The following is a 16042-nucleotide window of genomic DNA, read 5'->3' as shown; positions in this document are numbered from 1 at the left end:
CGCCACCCGGGCCTCCTCCTGTGAGGCCCGGGTGGCCGGTTCTTGCAGCGCGGCCTCAGTTGAGCCCGCGCACTTCGATTTCCACCCGCCGGTTGGGCTCCAGGCACTTGATCAGCTGCGCCCGCGGTTGTTGCATGTCGCAGTTGACCAGCGGTTTGCGGCTGCCTTCGCCCTGTGCACTTACCAGCTCGGCGGGTACGCCCTTGCCGACCAGGTAGGTGCGGATGGTTTGCGCCCGTTGCCGGGAAACCTGCAGGTTGCCTTGGGCATCGCCGAGCTGGTCGGCGTGGCCCGAGATGATGATCTTGCCGATGTTCGGGGTGTTCAGCAGTTTGCTGGCGATAGCGCTCAGCTGGTTCTGGCCTTCGCTCTTGAGGCTCTGGAAGTCGGCGCGGGCAAAGGCGAACAGGGTGTCGGACTCCAGCGTGATGGTTTCGATCGAGCGCAACGACTGGGTCAGCAGGCTGTTGATGTAGTTGCGCGAACTGGACATCAGGAACGCGTTGTCGAGAATGCGCGGCACATCGGGTTCGCGGATCTGGTCGCTGTAGAACACGATCTGGCGGCTGGCGTACAGGTAGTCCTGGTTGGCAGGGCTTTCGCTGCCGGCGGCGTCCATGCGCTTGCCAGTGTGGCGGGCGATGGCCGGGTACCAGTAGTCCGGTAACCTGGCCTTGAGCAATGCCGGGTCGGCCTTTTCCCGCTGGGCAGGTGACAGCATCACGTAGGTGTCCAGCGCTGCCTTGCCGAAGTCGGCGATCGACTGGGCACGGTTGTCATGGGGCAGGGCTTCTGGCTCGACACTGTCGACACCGGTCACCGGCTGCAACTCACGGGTATTGCGCTGGTAGACCTTCAGTGTAGTCAGCAGGTACAGGGTGCGTGTCAGGTTGTCTGCCGTGGGCTTGAGCATCACGTTCTGCAGGGTGGCGAAGTAGCGCGCACGCACTACCGGCTCGACCGCATGGCCCTGGTACAAGCCCAGGCGCATGCCCAGCGGCACGGCGTGCTCGTGGTGCTGCTGGTAGTAGTGTGCGGCCCAGAAACGCAGGCGGTCGAGGCTGTGCCAAGGGGCGTACTGGCCAGGGTTGGCCTGGTCTTCGCGCTTGGCCTGGGCCAGTTCGGCGGCCATGGTGTCGAGGGTGTTGCGGTTGTTCATGTACGACCAGCCCCACAGGCTGCACAGCAGCAATCCCGCCAGGCTGGCGGCACCCACCCAGGCGGCCTTGCGCTGGCGTTCACGGCGGTTGCTGGTGTACACCGCCACCAGGTGCTGGTCGGGGATGATCACTTTGCGGAACAGGCTGTTGATGAACAGCGGTGCCGGCTGGCTGTTACCCCCGCTAAGGTTCTGGCCGTGCGCCAGGGCGAAACGCTCGGCGACGTGCTGGCCATGGCTGCCCCACAGGGCGTCGTCGGCTTCCAGCGCGGCGGTGAAATAAAAACCACGCAGCAGTTCGGCGTTCTGGTACGGGTTGGCCCGCAGCAGGCTGTCGACGAATTGCTGCAAGCGTGGCTTGAGCGCGGCCAGTTCGAGCGGGAAGCGGTAGGCGGCATTGTTCTGGCGGGTTACCTGAATATCCTGCTGCATCAGTTGCTGGCTCGCCACCTGCTGCCAATAGCCGGTCAGCTCGTCCATGGCCTTGCCGAAGCGCTGGCCCCAGTCGGCTTGTTCATAGCCTTTGTGCGAGAACGTCTTGCCCATCACCTCGCCGCGCGCTGCGTCATCCAGCTGGCGGTAGAAGGGTGTGAAGCCTGGGATCAGGTCGCATTTGGTGAACACCAGGTAGATGGGCAGGCGTACTTCCAGCAGGGCGCAGCTTTCCTGGATACGCTCGCGCAGGCGCTTGGCCACACGCTCCTGGTCTTCGGCCGAGCCATGCAGGATATCGGCGATGCTGACGCTGACGATCAGCCCGTTGAGTGGCCGGCGCTGGCGGTGCTGGCGTAGCAGCTGCAGAAAACCACGCCACTTGCCGGCTTCCTCGGGGCTGTTCATGTAGCGGCCGGCGGTGTCCAGCAGCACCGCTTCGGAGCTGAAGAACCAGTCGCAGTTGCGCGTGCCGCCCAGGCCTGCAACCCGCGCACCTTCGCGCTCGGCGTAAGGGAAATTGAGCCCGGACTGCAGGATCATGGTGCTTTTGCCGGCGGCTGGTTGGCCGATCACCAGGTACCAGGGCAGGGCGTACAAAGCGTCCTTTGCAGGGGTGGCGCGTGGTTTGTTGCTGTGCAGGCGCTCGATGCTCTGCAGCAGGCGCTCGCGCAGCAGGCTGATTTCTTCGCGGTCGGCCGGGCTGGCGTTGAGTACCGCCTGGTCTGCGTCATCACGCAGCAGCGCCTCAAGGTTGTGGTGCTGGCCTGCGCCACGGTAAAGCAGCAGTACATAGCCCGCCGACAGCAGCAGGAACACGCCAATGCCCGCCAGCAGGCTGTGCAGCGAGGCAAAACCCAGGGCACGGCCCAGGGCCCACACCACGAAGATCGCCAGGAAGAAGGCCAGCCCCAACAGGTAGGGTTGATAGCGCAGGCAGTAGTACTTGATCTTGTTCATACAGGCGTCGCATCCAACGCATCGACAAAGCGGTCGATGACGTGTTCTAGAGGTCGGTCGTAGTCGTGCACGGGCGTTTGTGGCGGCAGCGGGCTGAGCAGGTCCAGGCGTTGGCCGGCTGCGGCCGTGCCGCTGAGCAGGCGATACGCTGTGCCGGTATGGCGCGAAGGGAAGCAGTACAGCCGCGGGTGCATGAAATCGTCGGCCAGCAAGGTTACCGCCGGTACGTCATGGCGCCTGCCGATGCGTGTCAGCCAGGTCAGCCACAGGTCGGCGGTGGGGTTTTTCAGGCCACGCTCGGCCGGCAACGGCAGCTCGATACCGCCGTCGAAGTCGCCGTGCAGCGCCAATTGCGTAGCCCGCAAGCGTGCCAGCGCGGTAGCACTGTCGAAGGCCGGCCAGGAGCCCTGCAGCGCACGGGCGATGTCGCTGAAGCTGAAATCATGCAGGAACTTGCCGTGCACACGCCGGAACAGGTCCAGGTCCTGGGCCTGCAGCGGGCGCAGGGCCTTGATGCGTTCGAACAGGCTGGCGCGCTCGGCGCCTTGCACGGCCTGATGCAGCAAAGGCTTGATCTGCGCACTGAACAGCTCGCCGAGGGTGAACGGGTTGAGCAGCGTTTCACCTTCCTGGCCCTTGAGCAGCTGGAAGATGAAGAACGGGTAGCGTCGGGCACTGGCATCGCGGGAGCTGAGCAGGCCGCCCAGCAGCCAGTTGCCATTGCGCGCGCGGTAGCAGAAGAAGCACATCGGCAGTGCATCGAACAACGCCTGCCAGTCCTCGCGGTGGCGCATTGCCGCCAACGAGGCCTGCAGCCAGGCGTCGAACTCGCAGACTTCTTCCGCCGCGCCATGCAGGCTGACGAAGTCCGCGCTCGACGGCAGCTTGCCGAAGCAGCCGATCATCGTGCGCCCCTGCCAGCGTCGTTGAGGGCACTCAGCGCCTTGACGTCGCCCAGGTCGGTGAGTTTGACCCCGCCGAAGTTGCGCACCACCAGGCTGACCCGGCCATTGGCCGTGTTCCAGCTGAAGCGCTGCTGGATGCCGTCCAGGTCTTCGACCCGGGCGCTTTCGTTCATGCGCAGCAGGCCCCAGCGCCCCGGGAAGTCGAACACAGTGATGCGTGCACCGCTGAGGGTGACCACGTCCAGGCGTGCGCCCGGTGCGCTGTTGGTGCCTGGCCAGGCAAAGCGGCTCCAGCTGCTGCGGCCGTTGCGGTAGTGCTGCTCCTGGCCATCAAGGGTGAACACGATGTCGGTAAAGTTGGCCGACGGCTCAAGCATGATCTCGAAGCCGTTGTCGCGGTCCGACAGGCTGGCGATCACCTGACCCACGTTGCTGGCCTTGTCGATGCTGTTGAGCATCCCCGGGTTGACCAGCGCCGGCGCCTTGCCGTTGCTCAGGCCCAGGCCTTCACCGCCGGAAAGGTTGCCGATCTCGTTTCGCTTGAAGGTCGGCAGCAGGCCGCTTTCGGGGTCGACGAAACGCTGCAGGTCCTTGACCGAAGCTTCGTTGCGGCTGCCGGTGGCGATCGGGTAACGGTGCGCCATGACCTGCTCCCAGGGCTTGGCGATCTGCTGCTTCCAGGCTTTGGCGATCTGTTGGCCGGCCGGGTCGCGCAGGGTTTCCCAGGCGTACTGGATCGGCAGGCTGAACAGGCCCTGCAGCGAACGCGACAGGCCGTCCTGGCTGGTGTCGACGCTGGTTTCCACGTAGTTGCGCACGGTGGTCACCTCGCTCGGCTGGCCTTCCAGGGTTTCGCTGATCAGCTGCTTGCTGCTTTTACCGACATCCTGCGAGCGCTGGATGTTGTTCATGCGCACCTTGAGCTTGCGCAGCGCGGCCAGGTAGCGGTCCATGATGGTGCTGTCGGCGCCTTCGGCGTTGTTGGCCGCGAACACCCGGGCGACCGGCTCGAAACGCTTGGCCAGGCTGCCGTCGTCCACGGCCGGCAGGCTAGGGGCCATGGCGTCAGGCGCTGCGTCCTTGGCTTCGTCGATCAGGCCGGTGACCTTGCTCCAGAAGCCGTCCGCGCGGGCATTGCCCGTGGGCGTGGCGTCGCGCTTGACCGGCAAGTCCCACTGGGTGTTGTCATTGACCGCTGCCAGCAGGTTCTTCACCGGCGAGTTCTGCACATCGCTGAGCAGCCCGAGGTGTTCTGTGGCCGAGGCCAGGTCGGCGAAGTGGCGCACGCCCACGCTGCTGACCATCTTGTACCAGGCCTGGGTGTAATCGCGTTTGTAGCGGGCCATGAACTCGCGCACGAAGTTGGCTTTCTGCACGATGGCATCGCCGCCTTCGCCGTCGAGCACCCAGTCCGACTCGTTGCGCAGGTTGCCCGACACCAGCTTGATCAGCTCGGGCTTGACGAAGGTGTCCCAGCCCTGGCGGGTATAGATCGCCGGCACGCCGGCAGAGCTGTACAACAGGTTACGGCCAGGCGTTGGCACCAGGTCGTTGAGGCTCAGCGCCGGGAACTGGCGGCTGGACTCCAGTTGCAGGCGCAGGTATTCGCGATCCACCAGCGAGCTGGAAATCATGAATGCCTTGAGGTTCTGCCGGGTTTCGTCGATCAGCTGTTGGTTACGCGGCAGCGACGGCGCCTGGCCTTGCTCCAGCAATTGAACGTACAGAGGGGCGTTTTCGCTGATGACCGCAGCGTCGGTGGGGGAACCTTGGGTTGCGGCGCCTGCCCAGGCCTGCGGCAGGCTGGCGGCGACGAAGGCTGGGTCGGGGTGGGCTTGTGGCTCGGTCAACAGCAGGTACAGCTTGAGGGTGTTGTAGGCCTCGATGATCGACGCCACTTGCTGTTCGTCCAGGCGGCCGAGCATCTCTTCGGACAGTGACAGGCCGCCGGTGGTGGCGGACAACTCGGCCGCGTCGCTGGCCGTGGCCAGGTTGACCTTGGACGCGTAGGCGCCGGCACGGGTTTTGGTCAGGGCCGCCTGGGCCTTGGCCGCCAGGCGAGGCGCCAACGGTTTGCCATTGCGGCTTTTCGGCGCCGGGGTGAACTCCAGCTCCTGGTTGATGCCGCTGGCAAAGGTGTTGAACGCACGCATCTGCATCTGCAGGCTGCGGGCAATCGGCTCCAGTGCCTGGCTGCGCAGTTGCGCCAGGTAGGCGTTGCGGGCCACTTGGTGAATCGCCTCGCCGTGGTACAGGCCGGCGCTCAATTGCAGCGGTACACCCTGCTGGCGATGGGCCTCGACCGTCGCCATCTGCCCGCGCAGCACTTCCAGGCCTTTACCGGCAGCCAACAGCTGTGCGCGGTCATCGGCGCGTTCGATCTCGGCCAGTTGGCCACGCAGGCTGTCCAGCCACTGGCGGTTGTTGGCGAACGATAGCGCCTGCCAGCCGATAAAGGCCACCCCGGCGGCAGCGGCCAGGCCCAGCAACAGGGGGCTGAAGCCTGCCTTGCGGCCCAGGCGCGACTGGTACAGGGTCAGGTCGCGGTCGGGGAAAATCACCTGGCGGAATGTGTCGGTGATGAAGTAACTGCGGTTGCCCTGCGTGTTGCTGGCCGGCTGGGCGCCTTCGTCGTGGGCCGCTTGCAGGGCAAAGTCGTCGGCGATGACGTCTTCGTACACCTGGCCCAGTTGCTGCTCGGTCTGCAGCGCACTGGTGAAGTACAAGCCGCGCAACAGCAGCGGGGCAGCGCCACCCTGGCCGCGGGTGAAGTGCTCAAGGAACTGCTCCAGCACGCCATTGAGTTCTGCGAAGTACTGGGGGAAGTTGAGCAGTGTGCTGTCGGCATCTGCGCCGAGGCTGATCATCTGCGCATCGACGTGGCGGCGGATGTGGCTTTGCAGGTTTTTCAGGCGAGTGTTGAGCACTGCCTGCAAACCGTTGTTGCGGATTTCCGACAGGCCAAAGGTCATGCCCAGCGGCTGCTGGCGCTGGTGCAGGTCCAGGCCTTCGAAGGCCTGGTTGAAGCCGGGCAACTGGTCGGTCTTGCTCAGCATCAGGTACACAGGCGGGTTGGTGCCCAGGCACTCGGCGTATTCCTCCACGCGCGCCACCAACTGCGCGGCAAGCGCGTTACGCCCGTCGCTGTTGGCCGCCAACAGTTCAGGCAGGCTGACCACCAGCACCAGGCCGTTGATCGCTGCCTTGCCGCGTTGCTTGCGCAGCATGCGCAGGAAGGCTGAAAACTCGCTGGCAGACTGATCGTCGCGCAGGTAACGGCCTGCGGTGTCGATCATCACTGCGTCGGGGCTGAAATACCAGTCACAGTGCTGGGTGCCACTTTCGCTGTCATTGGCGGTGGCGATGCTGGCCGAGAGGCCCGAGTGGGTCAACAGCGAGGTTTTGCCTGCAGCCGACATGCCGATCACCAGGTACCAGGGCAGGTCGGACAGGGCCGCCTTGCCACCGCCACCGGCGGAGCGGTCGGTGCGTAGCATGGCGATGGCATGCTTGAGGCGCTCGCGCAGCACTTGCTGGTCGCGGAATTCACCGGTGGCGTTCCACGAGCGATCGACCTCGATCTGCAGCAGGTTCTCCAGGTTATGCTCGGCGCGGATGCGCTGGTACTGGCGCAGCACGATCACCAGCAGGAAGCAGGCGCTGATGATGGCCAGCGCTTCGGGCACATGGTGGCGCAGCCAGGGCACCATCGGTGCCACCAGCCAGCAGATCAACAGGGTCACCAACCACAGCAGTGGCAGGAGAATCCAGAAACTCTTCAACAGACGCAGTAATGTTTTCATGTCTTCCTGACTCGGCTACCTGAGGTGTGCTCAGGCACTGAACAGCTGGCGGATTTGTTCGGAAAGGGCGGCGACATCCTTGTCCAGCAACCAGTCGAGCGTCAGGTACACCGCGACACAGACCAGCGCAATCAACACCAGGTACACCCACAGCGGTACTTCGTGGCGCAGCATCTGCGACACCTGGTCGGGCAGGGCCCAGTCCGGCGAGAGGGTTTTGGGTGGTTTGCGGTAGCGCGCGATGTCCTGGCCCAGGGCGTTGGCCAGGTAGCGCAGCTGGTCTTTCTGGCCGAGGCTGAACTTGCCCTCGAAACCCAGCGCCAGGCACAGGTGGTAGACCTCCAGCACATCGAGGTTCTGTTTGACGTCGGCGCGCAACGCTTCGACCTTCTCGAAGAAGCCTTCACCGGCCAGGTGCACGCCAAAGTAGCGGAACTGCAGCGGTTGCAGCTCGAAGTGCCCGCGCAGTTCGTTGTCGCCGGAGCGCAGCACGCTTTCGTCGAGGAACGCGCATAGGGCGTATTGGGTGTCCTTGACCTGCTCGACGCTGTAGTTGGCGGCGCGGGCATCGCGCTCCAGGTTGGCGAAGAAGCGGTCGACGCTGGCTTCGAAGGCTTGTACTGACGTGACCTGGCGGCCACGGCGGACAATCAGCGCCATGCTGATGAAGTCCTGTACCAGGCCCTTGAGGGTCGGTTTGTCGCTGGCGGGCGCAACGGCGCCCTGTTGCAATACGGCTTCGGTCATTTGAGCACCGCCATCAGTTCAAGCTTGAGGTTGGTAAAGGCGCTGGGCGCATAGAAGCAGATGGTCTGGGCGTTCATCATTCGCTCGTAGACATGGCCATGCGGCTCGATGGCGAAGTACTGGTTGTCCAGGCGTACCGGAATGGCGTTGGGCAACCGCGCAGCATGGTTGAGGGTGACGCCGGGCATGGCGCTGTTGACCACCACTTCGATGTCTTCCGGCGAGCCCACCTTGAACGCCCGTGGCACCAGCTCCAGCAGGCTGGCACCGGGCATGTCGGCGTGTACCGAGATATAGAAGTCGGCCTCGACCAGGCGCGGGTCGCGCAGTTGCCCCTGCCAGTACGACGGCTTGGTCTGGGTGAGGTTGATGACGATGCACTGGTTGGGCACGACATTGTCGAGCATCACCCGGATCATCTCGTCCAGTTTGACCAGTGATGCCGCCGGGTCGTGGTGATCGTATTCGGGGACATCACTAAGCTGGGTGTCGAGGGTGAACGTCAACAGCCCGCCGGCAAGGTCGGCCAGGAACAGGTACAGGCGCTCGGGGTGCAGCCGCGGGTGGGCCAGCAGGTGGGCCAGTTGCGGGTGCGCACGGTTGACCGTGTTCAGCAACCAGAACAGTGTGACGTCGCTGGAGCCGAATTCGGCGATCTGGTCGGCGCGCTCACGGCGCCGGCCCGACAACGCCTTGCTCTTGGCCTGCAGGGCACCGAGCAGGCGCTTGCCGATGCCGGCCAGGGTCTCGTGGCTGCCCAGGTGCAGGGTGGGGTGGACGAAGTGCGGGTCCAGGTTGAAGCCGCCCATGCTGTTGCGGGTGAGTTTGGCCAACGGGCAATGGCTGTAGCCATCGAGGCTGTCGCCATCGACCAGCAGCACCACATTCAGGCGCAGGCTGGTGATTTCGTTTTCCAGTTCACCTTCGTTAAGGTCCGGCAGGGTGTCGAACTGCTTGCGAAAGCGCCGCGCCGCCTTGTGCTCCTGGCCATCTTCGACATAGTTCAGGCCGAAGGGCTCGGGCAGCTTGAGTGCGGCGTAAACCTTCAGGTCGTTGGCCTTGAGCAGGTCCTTGAGGTCGCGCGCGGCCGGCAGCGGGTCGTGCTGCGGCGCGTCGTACAGGCTGCCGTCCGGAAACACCAGTTTCAGGCGCTTGAGCTGCAGCGAACCGTTGGCCAGGGCATCTTCGTCCACCTGCAGCGCCTGCACGCCCCAATGGAACGGGGTGCCGCGCAGGGTGGCCTCGGCCAGCTGGTGCTGGTGGAACTCATCCTGGTATTGGAAGTGCTGGGGCAGCAGGAACATGCCTTCCGACCACATCACCCGGCTCTGCTTGCTCATTTGACGCTATCCACTAAAGAGTTGAAGGTTGAATCCATGGCGTTGCTGGCCGATTTACCGGCAGCGTCGGTGGCCTTTTCGATCACGGCGTCCTGCACTTTGTCGGTGAGGGCAGACGGCGTATCGTCGGCCTTTTGCGCAGCAGCCAACTGGTCGGCGGTGGGCGGCTTGTTCAGCACATCGACGCCACGCAGGGCGCTGATTTCGGTGTTGTCCACCAGTACCCGCAGGCCATCGGACGAGAACCAGATACCGTCCTTGCGCAGCGACTCGGCATCGAATGCGACCTTCCAGCGGGCATCCTGCTCATTGCGGAAGAACGCTGCCACGCCGACATAGCGGGCGGTCTTGGCCAGCGGCCACTGGTCGGTCTGGCCGATACCCGGCAGCAGGGTGAGCTCGCGGGCTTCGACCAGCGTGTTGCCCAGGGCTTTTTCCGGTGTGTCCCAAAGCGTCTCGGCGTCGGTGGCTGCAAAGCGCTCGAGGTCGGTCAGCTGGTACACGCGCATCACCACCGACAACGGCTTGCCCTCGGCGTCGGGGTTGAGCTGGTTACCGCCGTCGGAGGTCAGGATGACCTTCTCGCTGTCGGCCAGCATGTCGGCCGCCCAGCTGTCTTCCATGCGCTTGCCGATACGGTCGGTGACGCCGCAACCGGCCAGTGCCAGCAGCAGGGCTGCGACGGTCAGGCGCTTCAGGGCAGTGTGTGTGTGGTACATGACTGGCAAACCTCCGGGTACTCGTTCAGGCCAGGCGATAGGCGAAATCGCCATCGCTGCCCAGCTCGATCGTCAAGCGCTCGATCGGCGCGTCCTGGGCCATGCGCTCGAGAACGTGCTGGGCAAGCTCGGGCATCAGGGTGCGTGACAGGATGTTGTCGATGTTGCGTGCGCCGCTGTCGACCTCGGTGCAACGTGCCGCGATGGCCTTGACCAGGGCGTCGTCGTAGCTCAGCTCAGCCTGGTGGTTGCGGGCGAAACGTTTGGCGATACGCGCGAGCTTGAGGGCAACGATGCGCTCGAGGATCTGGTCCTGCACCGGGTAGAACGGCACGATGTTCAGGCGGCCGAGGAAGGCCGGTTTGAAGACGTGGTTCAGCTCGTCGCGCAGGCCTTCGACGATGGCCTCGGGGGTGGGCAGCGTCTGGGCATTCAGGCAGGTCTGCATGATGCGCTCGGTGCCGGTGTTGGACGTGAGGATGATCACCGTGTTGCGGAAGTTGATCTCGCGGCCTTCGCCATCGTCCAGCACGCCTTTGTCGAACACCTGGAAGAACAGCTCGAGCACGTCGGGGTGGGCCTTCTCCACCTCGTCGAGCAGCACCACGCTGTAGGGCTTGCGGCGCACGGCCTCGGTCAGCACGCCGCCTTCGCCGTAACCGACGTAGCCGGGTGGCGAGCCTTTGAGGCTCGACACGGTGTGGGCCTCTTGGTACTCGGACATGTTGATGGTGATCAGGTTGCGCTCACCGCCGTACAGGGTGTCGGCCAACGCCAGCGCGGTTTCGGTCTTGCCGACGCCGCTGGGGCCCAGCAGCAGGAACACGCCGATCGGTTTGTTCGGGTCTTCCATGCGGGCGCGGGAAATCTTGATGCGCTTGCCGATTTCGTGCAGTGCGTGGTCCTGGCCCAGCACGCGTTCACCGAGCAGCGCAGGCAGGCGCTGCACGGTGTCGATCTCGTCACGCAGCATCTTGCCCAGCGGGATACCGGTCCAGCCGCTGATCACCTGGGCGATGGCGCCGGCATCGACCAAGGCGTGGACCAAGGGCTGGTCGCCCTGCACATTGCTCAGCTCGGCGCGCAGGGCGTTGAGCTGGGCGGCGTCGGTGTCCTTGGCGCTGTCCAGGGCTTTGAGTTGCTCGACCAGGCCCAGCTCCTGCTGCCACTGGGCGCTCAGGCGCTGTTCGTGCTCCTGCTCGGCCTGCAGGGCGGCCTGCAGCTCGGCCAGGCGCCGGGCATGGTCGTGGCCCTTGCCGGCTTCGTGGTCGAGCACGGCGATTTCGGCCTGCAGGTTGTCGATATGGCGGCGGCAGTCTTCCAGCGCGCCGGGTTGTGACGACTGCGCCAGGGCGATGCGTGCGCAGGCGGTATCGAGCACGCTGACCGCCTTGTCGGGCAGCTGGCGGCCGGTGATGTAGCGGTTGGACAGGCGCACGGCCTGTACCAGTGCTTCGTCCATCACCGCCACCTTGTGGTGCTCGCGCATCTTGCCGAGCAGGCCGCGCAGCATGTGGATGGCCTTGTCTTCGTCAGGCTCTTCGACCTTGACTACCTGGAAGCGACGGGCGAGGGCGGCGTCTTTTTCGAAGTACTTCTTGTATTCGGCCCAGGTGGTGGCAGCGATGGTGCGCAGCTCGCCACGGGCCAGGGCTGGCTTGAGCAGGTTGGCGGCATCGTTCTGCCCGGCCTGACCACCAGAGCCGATCAGGGTGTGGGCTTCGTCGATGAACAGGATGATCGGGTGCAGGCTGCGCTTGACCTCTTCGATCACCGCTTTGAGGCGGTTTTCGAACTCGCCCTTGACCCCGGCACCGGCCTGCAGCAGGCCCAGGTCGAGGGTGTGCACGGCGACGTCCTTGAGTGGGGCCGGCACATCGCCCTGGGCGATGCGCAAGGCCAGGCCTTCGACCACTGCGGTCTTGCCGACGCCGGCTTCGCCGGTGAGGATCGGGTTGTTCTGGCGGCGACGGGTGAGGATGTCGACCATCTGCCGCACTTCGAACTCGCGGCCAAGCACCGGGTCGATCCGGCCGTCCCGGGCGCTTTGGGTGAGGTTGACGGTGTACTGGTCCAGGGCCGGGGTCTTGCCGCCAACCTTGCCGGTGCCTGCCACTGGCGCCGAGGGGCTGGCCAAAGGGCTGGCGAGCCGGGATTCGGCACTGCCTTCGACCAGTGCGCTGAGGTTCAGGCGCAGGTCGTCGGCGTTGATCTTCTCAAGCTCCGGTGCGGAGGCGATGACCACCCGGCGCAGTTCGGCGTCATCGAGCAATGCTTGCAACAGGTGCGCACTGCGCACCTGGCCCACACCATACTCGATCGAGGCCAGTACCCAGGCCTGCTCGATCATGCGGGTGATGTGCGGGGACAGCGCCGGGGTGCGGGTGTTGCCCTTCTTGAAGGTACCCAGGGCGGTCACCAGTTGCGCCTGCAGGCGCTCGGCGACCACGTCGTAGTGGCGCAGGATCAGCGGCAGGTCACTGTCGCTGTTGTCCAGCAACTGCAGCAGCAGGTGTTCCACCTCGACGTCGTAGTGGTGCTCCGACAGGCACAGGGCCGCCGCGCTTTCAGTGGCCGTGCGGCTGGTTTCGTTAAGCTTGGCGAACAGAGACTTCAGGTTCACAAGGCGACCCCATCGTAAGGAATGTGGAAGACGGCGCAACGCGAAGGCTCCGCGTCACGGCCAGGGCGTTTGAGCCAGCCCAGCCAGCCCAGCGCGACATTGCCGCTGCGGCCCAGTTGGGCACGGGGCACGGCCTCGCGTTTGAGCAGCGGGGCGATTTCGAAATCGAGCTCGGCGCCTACATAGAAGCGCACCAGCTCGACCAGCTTGCGGTAGTCGTCGGTGCCAGGCTGGAACCGCCGGTAATCGGCCAACGCCAAGGGGCCGAGCTCGATACGGATGCACGACTGGTAGTCCCACACGCGGTTGCCGGCCACGGCGCTGATGCCGAGCTGGGCGTTCTTGCGGCCCAGCTGGGTGCACTGTTCGGGCTGCAGGTTCAACCAACGGCCGGCGAACTGCCTGACCTTGATCGGCAGGGAGAAATAGAAGCCGAGCATCCGCTCCAGGTTCAGCGCGTTGCGTGGCTTCTGGCTGAGCAGCCCGGCAAAGTAGCTGAACAGCTCGCGGCGCAGCACCGGTTGCTGGCGTTCGAACTTCAGCTGCTGGGCGCGCGGGCCCAGGCCGACCAGGTTGAGCAGGTAGCCATCGAAGCCCGAGGTACCGTTGCGCTCGTGCTCGATATGGAATTTGTACTTCTGCCAGGCTTCGTAGAACAGCGTGGTCATGCGGTGCGAGAAGATGTCGAGAAACGCATGGGCGGCATCGTCGCGGTACTGCACGTGGCGCTCGAGCAGCAGCTCGGTGTACGGGCGAGGCAATACGCCCGACGGGCCCACCAGGCCCATGAAAGTGACCTGGACTTCCGACAGCGGCAGGCCTGCCGTCGACACCTTGCCCTCACGCTCGAACTGCAGGTCGCTGACCTCGCTGGCCGGAAACGCCAGCGACAGCTGAGTGCGGAAACGCAGCGGGTCTTCGTGCGGCCGGGTTGCCAGGTCCATGCGCCCGGTGCGGCTGTAGTGCAGGCGAAGCAGGCGCACCAATTGAAAGAATTCGAATCGGTGCGGCTCGGCTCTGGCTTGATCGATCAGACCAGGGGCTGATCGCCAGTACGTGCTGGCCATTGGACGACTCTCTTTTCTCGTTGTTGGGTACGCAGGGTCAGTTGGGTGAAGCTGTTCATCGAGCAGTACTGGCCAAAGAAGTGGTCCAGCACCATGGCGAACAGGAACACGCCGCTACCGGTGAACTGACTTTCGTCGAAGGTCAGGGTGATGCCCACGCCGCGCACGAAATTCGGCCGCGGATGGCCGATGCGCGCTACCACCGGCTCGCTGCTGATTGCCTTGATGCCGTTGATCTGTTTGCGGATGGCCGAGACGTTGCGGTAGTTGTAAAGCGACAGCAGCTCGAGCAGCACTTCGCGGCCCTGGCTCACCAGCGACAGGTGGTTGAGCGACAGGTGCGCGATCAGCCGCCAGATCAGGCCTTTGCCCAGCGGGACGCGCACCGTGGCGGTGGGCTTGCGCAGGCAGCGGATGTCTTTGATCACCGAGTTGGCCGGGATGTTGAAATCACCGCGCTCGCCACCGAACGGCAGCAGCAGGGGTACATCACGGTTGCTGCAGGTCAGGCTGATGCTCAGGGTGTCGCTGGTGCCGTCGATCAACTCCAGGTCGCGGTCGACCACGCGGATGCTCATCGCCGTGGCATCGCCCTGGTTGCGCCGGCGGGCAATCCAGAAGCTGTTGTGCGGGTCTTGCTCGCCACGCGGCTCGAAGAACGGCTGGCAGGTGCCGACGTGGTCGATGCCACCGAGCTTGCGCACGCGCCGCACCCGGTCGATCGACACCACTTCCGCCGCGTTGTGCAGGCGAATGTCCGGGGTGACCGGGTATTCGTGCTGGGTGTGGGTGAGCTTGATCGGCTCGGCCTGCTGGCGGAACAGGTTGATGATCGGCGTGCAGTTGAGCTTGAAATTGTTGCGCCCGATGTTCTGGGCCAGCCGCGCCAGGCGCTCGCTGAGGTCGTAATCGTTGAAGTAGAAGTTGATCTCGACCTGCTCGATGGCCTTGCCCTGCAGGATGCGGGCAAAACCTGAGAGGTCGAAGAACATGAATTTGTCAGGGAACGTGAAGTACTCGTGCAGCAGGCGGTAACCGAGGAACGAGCGCTCGGAGTAATCCACCAGGCCTTCGTCGCGGGCATAACCCACCGCTTTCAGGGCGTCGGCGGGCAGTGCGACTTCACGGCTGCGGCCTTCGTCCTGGAAGCTGAGTGTGGCCTTGGCGAGGTTGTTGAACAGCAGCTCGTAGAGCTGGTGCATCAGCGTTGCTTCGCCGTCGAGGAAGAAGCGCAGGCGGTCAAGCTCCATCTGGCCGAACAAGGCGTCGCCGGTGGCTTGCAGGCGGATGCGCAAGCGCGCCACCAGATCGGCGCTGTGGCCGTTGAAGGCCGAGCGTTCCATCTCGGTGAACGAGGCCTGCTGCACGGCAACCGGCCACAGCTCCACCGGGTAGCAGGTGCGGAACTTGCACACCACGCCTTCAACGGCATTGGCGTGCATCTCGGTGTGCCGCGCCACGCGGTAGGCTTCGGTGACCTTCTCCTGCTTGCCAAGGCTGAGCTCGGCGATCGACATCGACGGGGTAGGGCGCAGGTAGTGCGGGTACAGCACCTCAAGGAACGACTCGACAATCTCCGGGAACTCGTCATCGAGCTTTTTGTGCACCCGCGCCGAGAGGAACGAGAACGCCTCGATCAGGCGCTCGGTATGCGGGTCCTCACAGTTGTCGCCCTCGATCAGTAGCCGCGAGGCAATTTTCGGGTACTGCGCAGCAAACTCCTGGCCGAGGAAGCGCAGGTGCGACAGTTCCTTTTCGTAGTAGGGCAGCAGTTCGTCGAGCATCAGTTGAGGTTCTGCACTTTGTATTCCTGGGTGTTGACCTGCAGCACGGCGTCAAACGACACCTGGCGGCTGATGTCCTGCAGACGCAACACGGCGTCCACGCGGAAGGTCAACATGCGATGGCCGTTCTGCTGGGCCAGCAGCTGTACGCGCACCCGGCGAAAACGCCGGTCGCCGGTACTGATCGCGCGCTCCAGCTGTTGCTGGATCAGCCGCCGGTCGTGCGGGTCGAGCACGCTGCGGCTGATGAAGTCGGGCATGCCGTATTCAAGGATGGAGCCACCGAGCTGGCTGAAACCTTCGATCTGCTCGGCGACCAGGGACTGGCGGGTATTCACCAGCACCTCGAGGTCGCGCACGATGCTGGCCTTGTATTCGGCCAGCGAGCAGCTGCGCTGCACAGCCGGCTCGGCCGACTGAAACGGACGGTCGTCCAGCAGCCGGTCGAGCAGCGAGGGCAGCAGGCGGGCCTGATTACTCATGTGTCATCCTTGAACACGCAG

At 64.5% G+C, this 16042-nt stretch carries 10 protein-coding genes; all 10 read right to left on the bottom strand.

Annotated features, from left to right (window positions below):
• Positions 1-55: 55 nt before the first annotated feature.
• From tssM to tssE, 10 genes are read right to left on the bottom strand one after another with little or no spacing between them, the layout of a single operon-like run.
• Entirely contained in the window at positions 56-2551 is a 2496-nt protein-coding gene (gene tssM / locus IWW33_RS25560) for a type VI secretion system membrane subunit TssM (RefSeq protein ID WP_174141524.1), read from the bottom strand.
• Entirely contained in the window at positions 2548-3456 is a 909-nt protein-coding gene (gene tagF, locus IWW33_RS25555) for a type VI secretion system-associated protein TagF (RefSeq protein WP_174141525.1), read from the bottom strand. The genes tssM and tagF overlap by 4 nt, the downstream gene beginning before the upstream one ends.
• Positions 3453-7259, bottom strand: coding sequence for a type VI secretion protein IcmF/TssM N-terminal domain-containing protein (locus IWW33_RS25550; RefSeq protein WP_174141526.1), 3807 nt, complete (start codon positions 7257-7259; stop codon positions 3453-3455). The genes tagF and IWW33_RS25550 overlap by 4 nt, the downstream gene beginning before the upstream one ends.
• Before the next feature lie 30 nt (positions 7260-7289).
• On the bottom strand, positions 7290-8006 hold the full coding sequence (icmH, locus tag IWW33_RS25545) for a type IVB secretion system protein IcmH/DotU (protein WP_012314362.1): 717 nt from the start codon (positions 8004-8006) through the stop codon (positions 7290-7292).
• Positions 8003-9346: a type VI secretion system baseplate subunit TssK gene (gene tssK / locus IWW33_RS25540; RefSeq protein WP_174141527.1), complete on the bottom strand. Its 1344-nt coding sequence runs from the start codon at positions 9344-9346 to the stop codon at positions 8003-8005. The genes icmH and tssK overlap by 4 nt, the downstream gene beginning before the upstream one ends.
• Positions 9343-10065 (bottom strand): type VI secretion system lipoprotein TssJ, encoded by a 723-nt coding sequence (gene tssJ / locus IWW33_RS25535; protein ID WP_039603565.1) that lies wholly within the window; start codon positions 10063-10065, stop codon positions 9343-9345. The genes tssK and tssJ overlap by 4 nt, the downstream gene beginning before the upstream one ends.
• 25 nt (positions 10066-10090) lie before the next feature.
• Positions 10091-12688: a type VI secretion system ATPase TssH gene (gene tssH / locus IWW33_RS25530; RefSeq protein ID WP_174141528.1), complete on the bottom strand. Its 2598-nt coding sequence runs from the start codon at positions 12686-12688 to the stop codon at positions 10091-10093.
• Positions 12685-13755 carry a type VI secretion system baseplate subunit TssG gene (gene tssG / locus IWW33_RS25525; RefSeq protein WP_174141529.1) on the bottom strand — a complete coding sequence of 357 codons (1071 nt, stop codon included), beginning with the start codon at positions 13753-13755 and terminating at the stop codon, positions 12685-12687. Before tssG ends, tssH begins: the two co-directional genes overlap by 4 nt.
• Positions 13719-15539 carry a type VI secretion system baseplate subunit TssF gene (gene tssF, locus IWW33_RS25520; protein ID WP_046787630.1) on the bottom strand — a complete coding sequence of 607 codons (1821 nt, stop codon included), beginning with the start codon at positions 15537-15539 and terminating at the stop codon, positions 13719-13721. The genes tssG and tssF overlap by 37 nt, the downstream gene beginning before the upstream one ends.
• Positions 15539-16021, bottom strand: a complete 483-nt coding sequence (tssE, locus tag IWW33_RS25515) for a type VI secretion system baseplate subunit TssE (protein ID WP_174141530.1) — start codon at positions 16019-16021, stop codon at positions 15539-15541. Before tssE ends, tssF begins: the two co-directional genes overlap by 1 nt.
• Positions 16022-16042: the final 21 nt, after the last annotated feature.

The organism is Pseudomonas sp. M2, assembly GCF_015751845.1.
Lineage (GTDB): Bacteria > Pseudomonadota > Gammaproteobacteria > Pseudomonadales > Pseudomonadaceae > Aquipseudomonas > Aquipseudomonas putida_E.
Note: the sequence above shows the minus strand (reverse complement) of the source record. Positions and strands in the feature narration are given on the sequence as shown.

Excerpts from the sequence above, each read along its gene's own strand:
- tssM (WP_174141524.1), bottom strand. The coding sequence starts at position 2,551 with ATGAACAAGATCAAGTACTACTGCCTGCGCTATCAACCCTACCTGTTG.
- tagF (WP_174141525.1), bottom strand. The coding sequence starts at position 3,456 with ATGATCGGCTGCTTCGGCAAGCTGCCGTCGAGCGCGGACTTCGTCAGC.
- IWW33_RS25550 (WP_174141526.1), bottom strand. The coding sequence starts at position 7,259 with ATGAAAACATTACTGCGTCTGTTGAAGAGTTTCTGGATTCTCCTGCCA.
- icmH (WP_012314362.1), bottom strand. The coding sequence starts at position 8,006 with ATGACCGAAGCCGTATTGCAACAGGGCGCCGTTGCGCCCGCCAGCGAC.
- tssK (WP_174141527.1), bottom strand. The coding sequence starts at position 9,346 with ATGAGCAAGCAGAGCCGGGTGATGTGGTCGGAAGGCATGTTCCTGCTG.
- tssJ (WP_039603565.1), bottom strand. The coding sequence starts at position 10,065 with ATGTACCACACACACACTGCCCTGAAGCGCCTGACCGTCGCAGCCCTG.
- tssG (WP_174141529.1), bottom strand. The coding sequence starts at position 13,755 with ATGGCCAGCACGTACTGGCGATCAGCCCCTGGTCTGATCGATCAAGCC.
- tssF (WP_046787630.1), bottom strand. The coding sequence starts at position 15,539 with ATGCTCGACGAACTGCTGCCCTACTACGAAAAGGAACTGTCGCACCTG.
- tssE (WP_174141530.1), bottom strand. The coding sequence starts at position 16,021 with ATGAGTAATCAGGCCCGCCTGCTGCCCTCGCTGCTCGACCGGCTGCTG.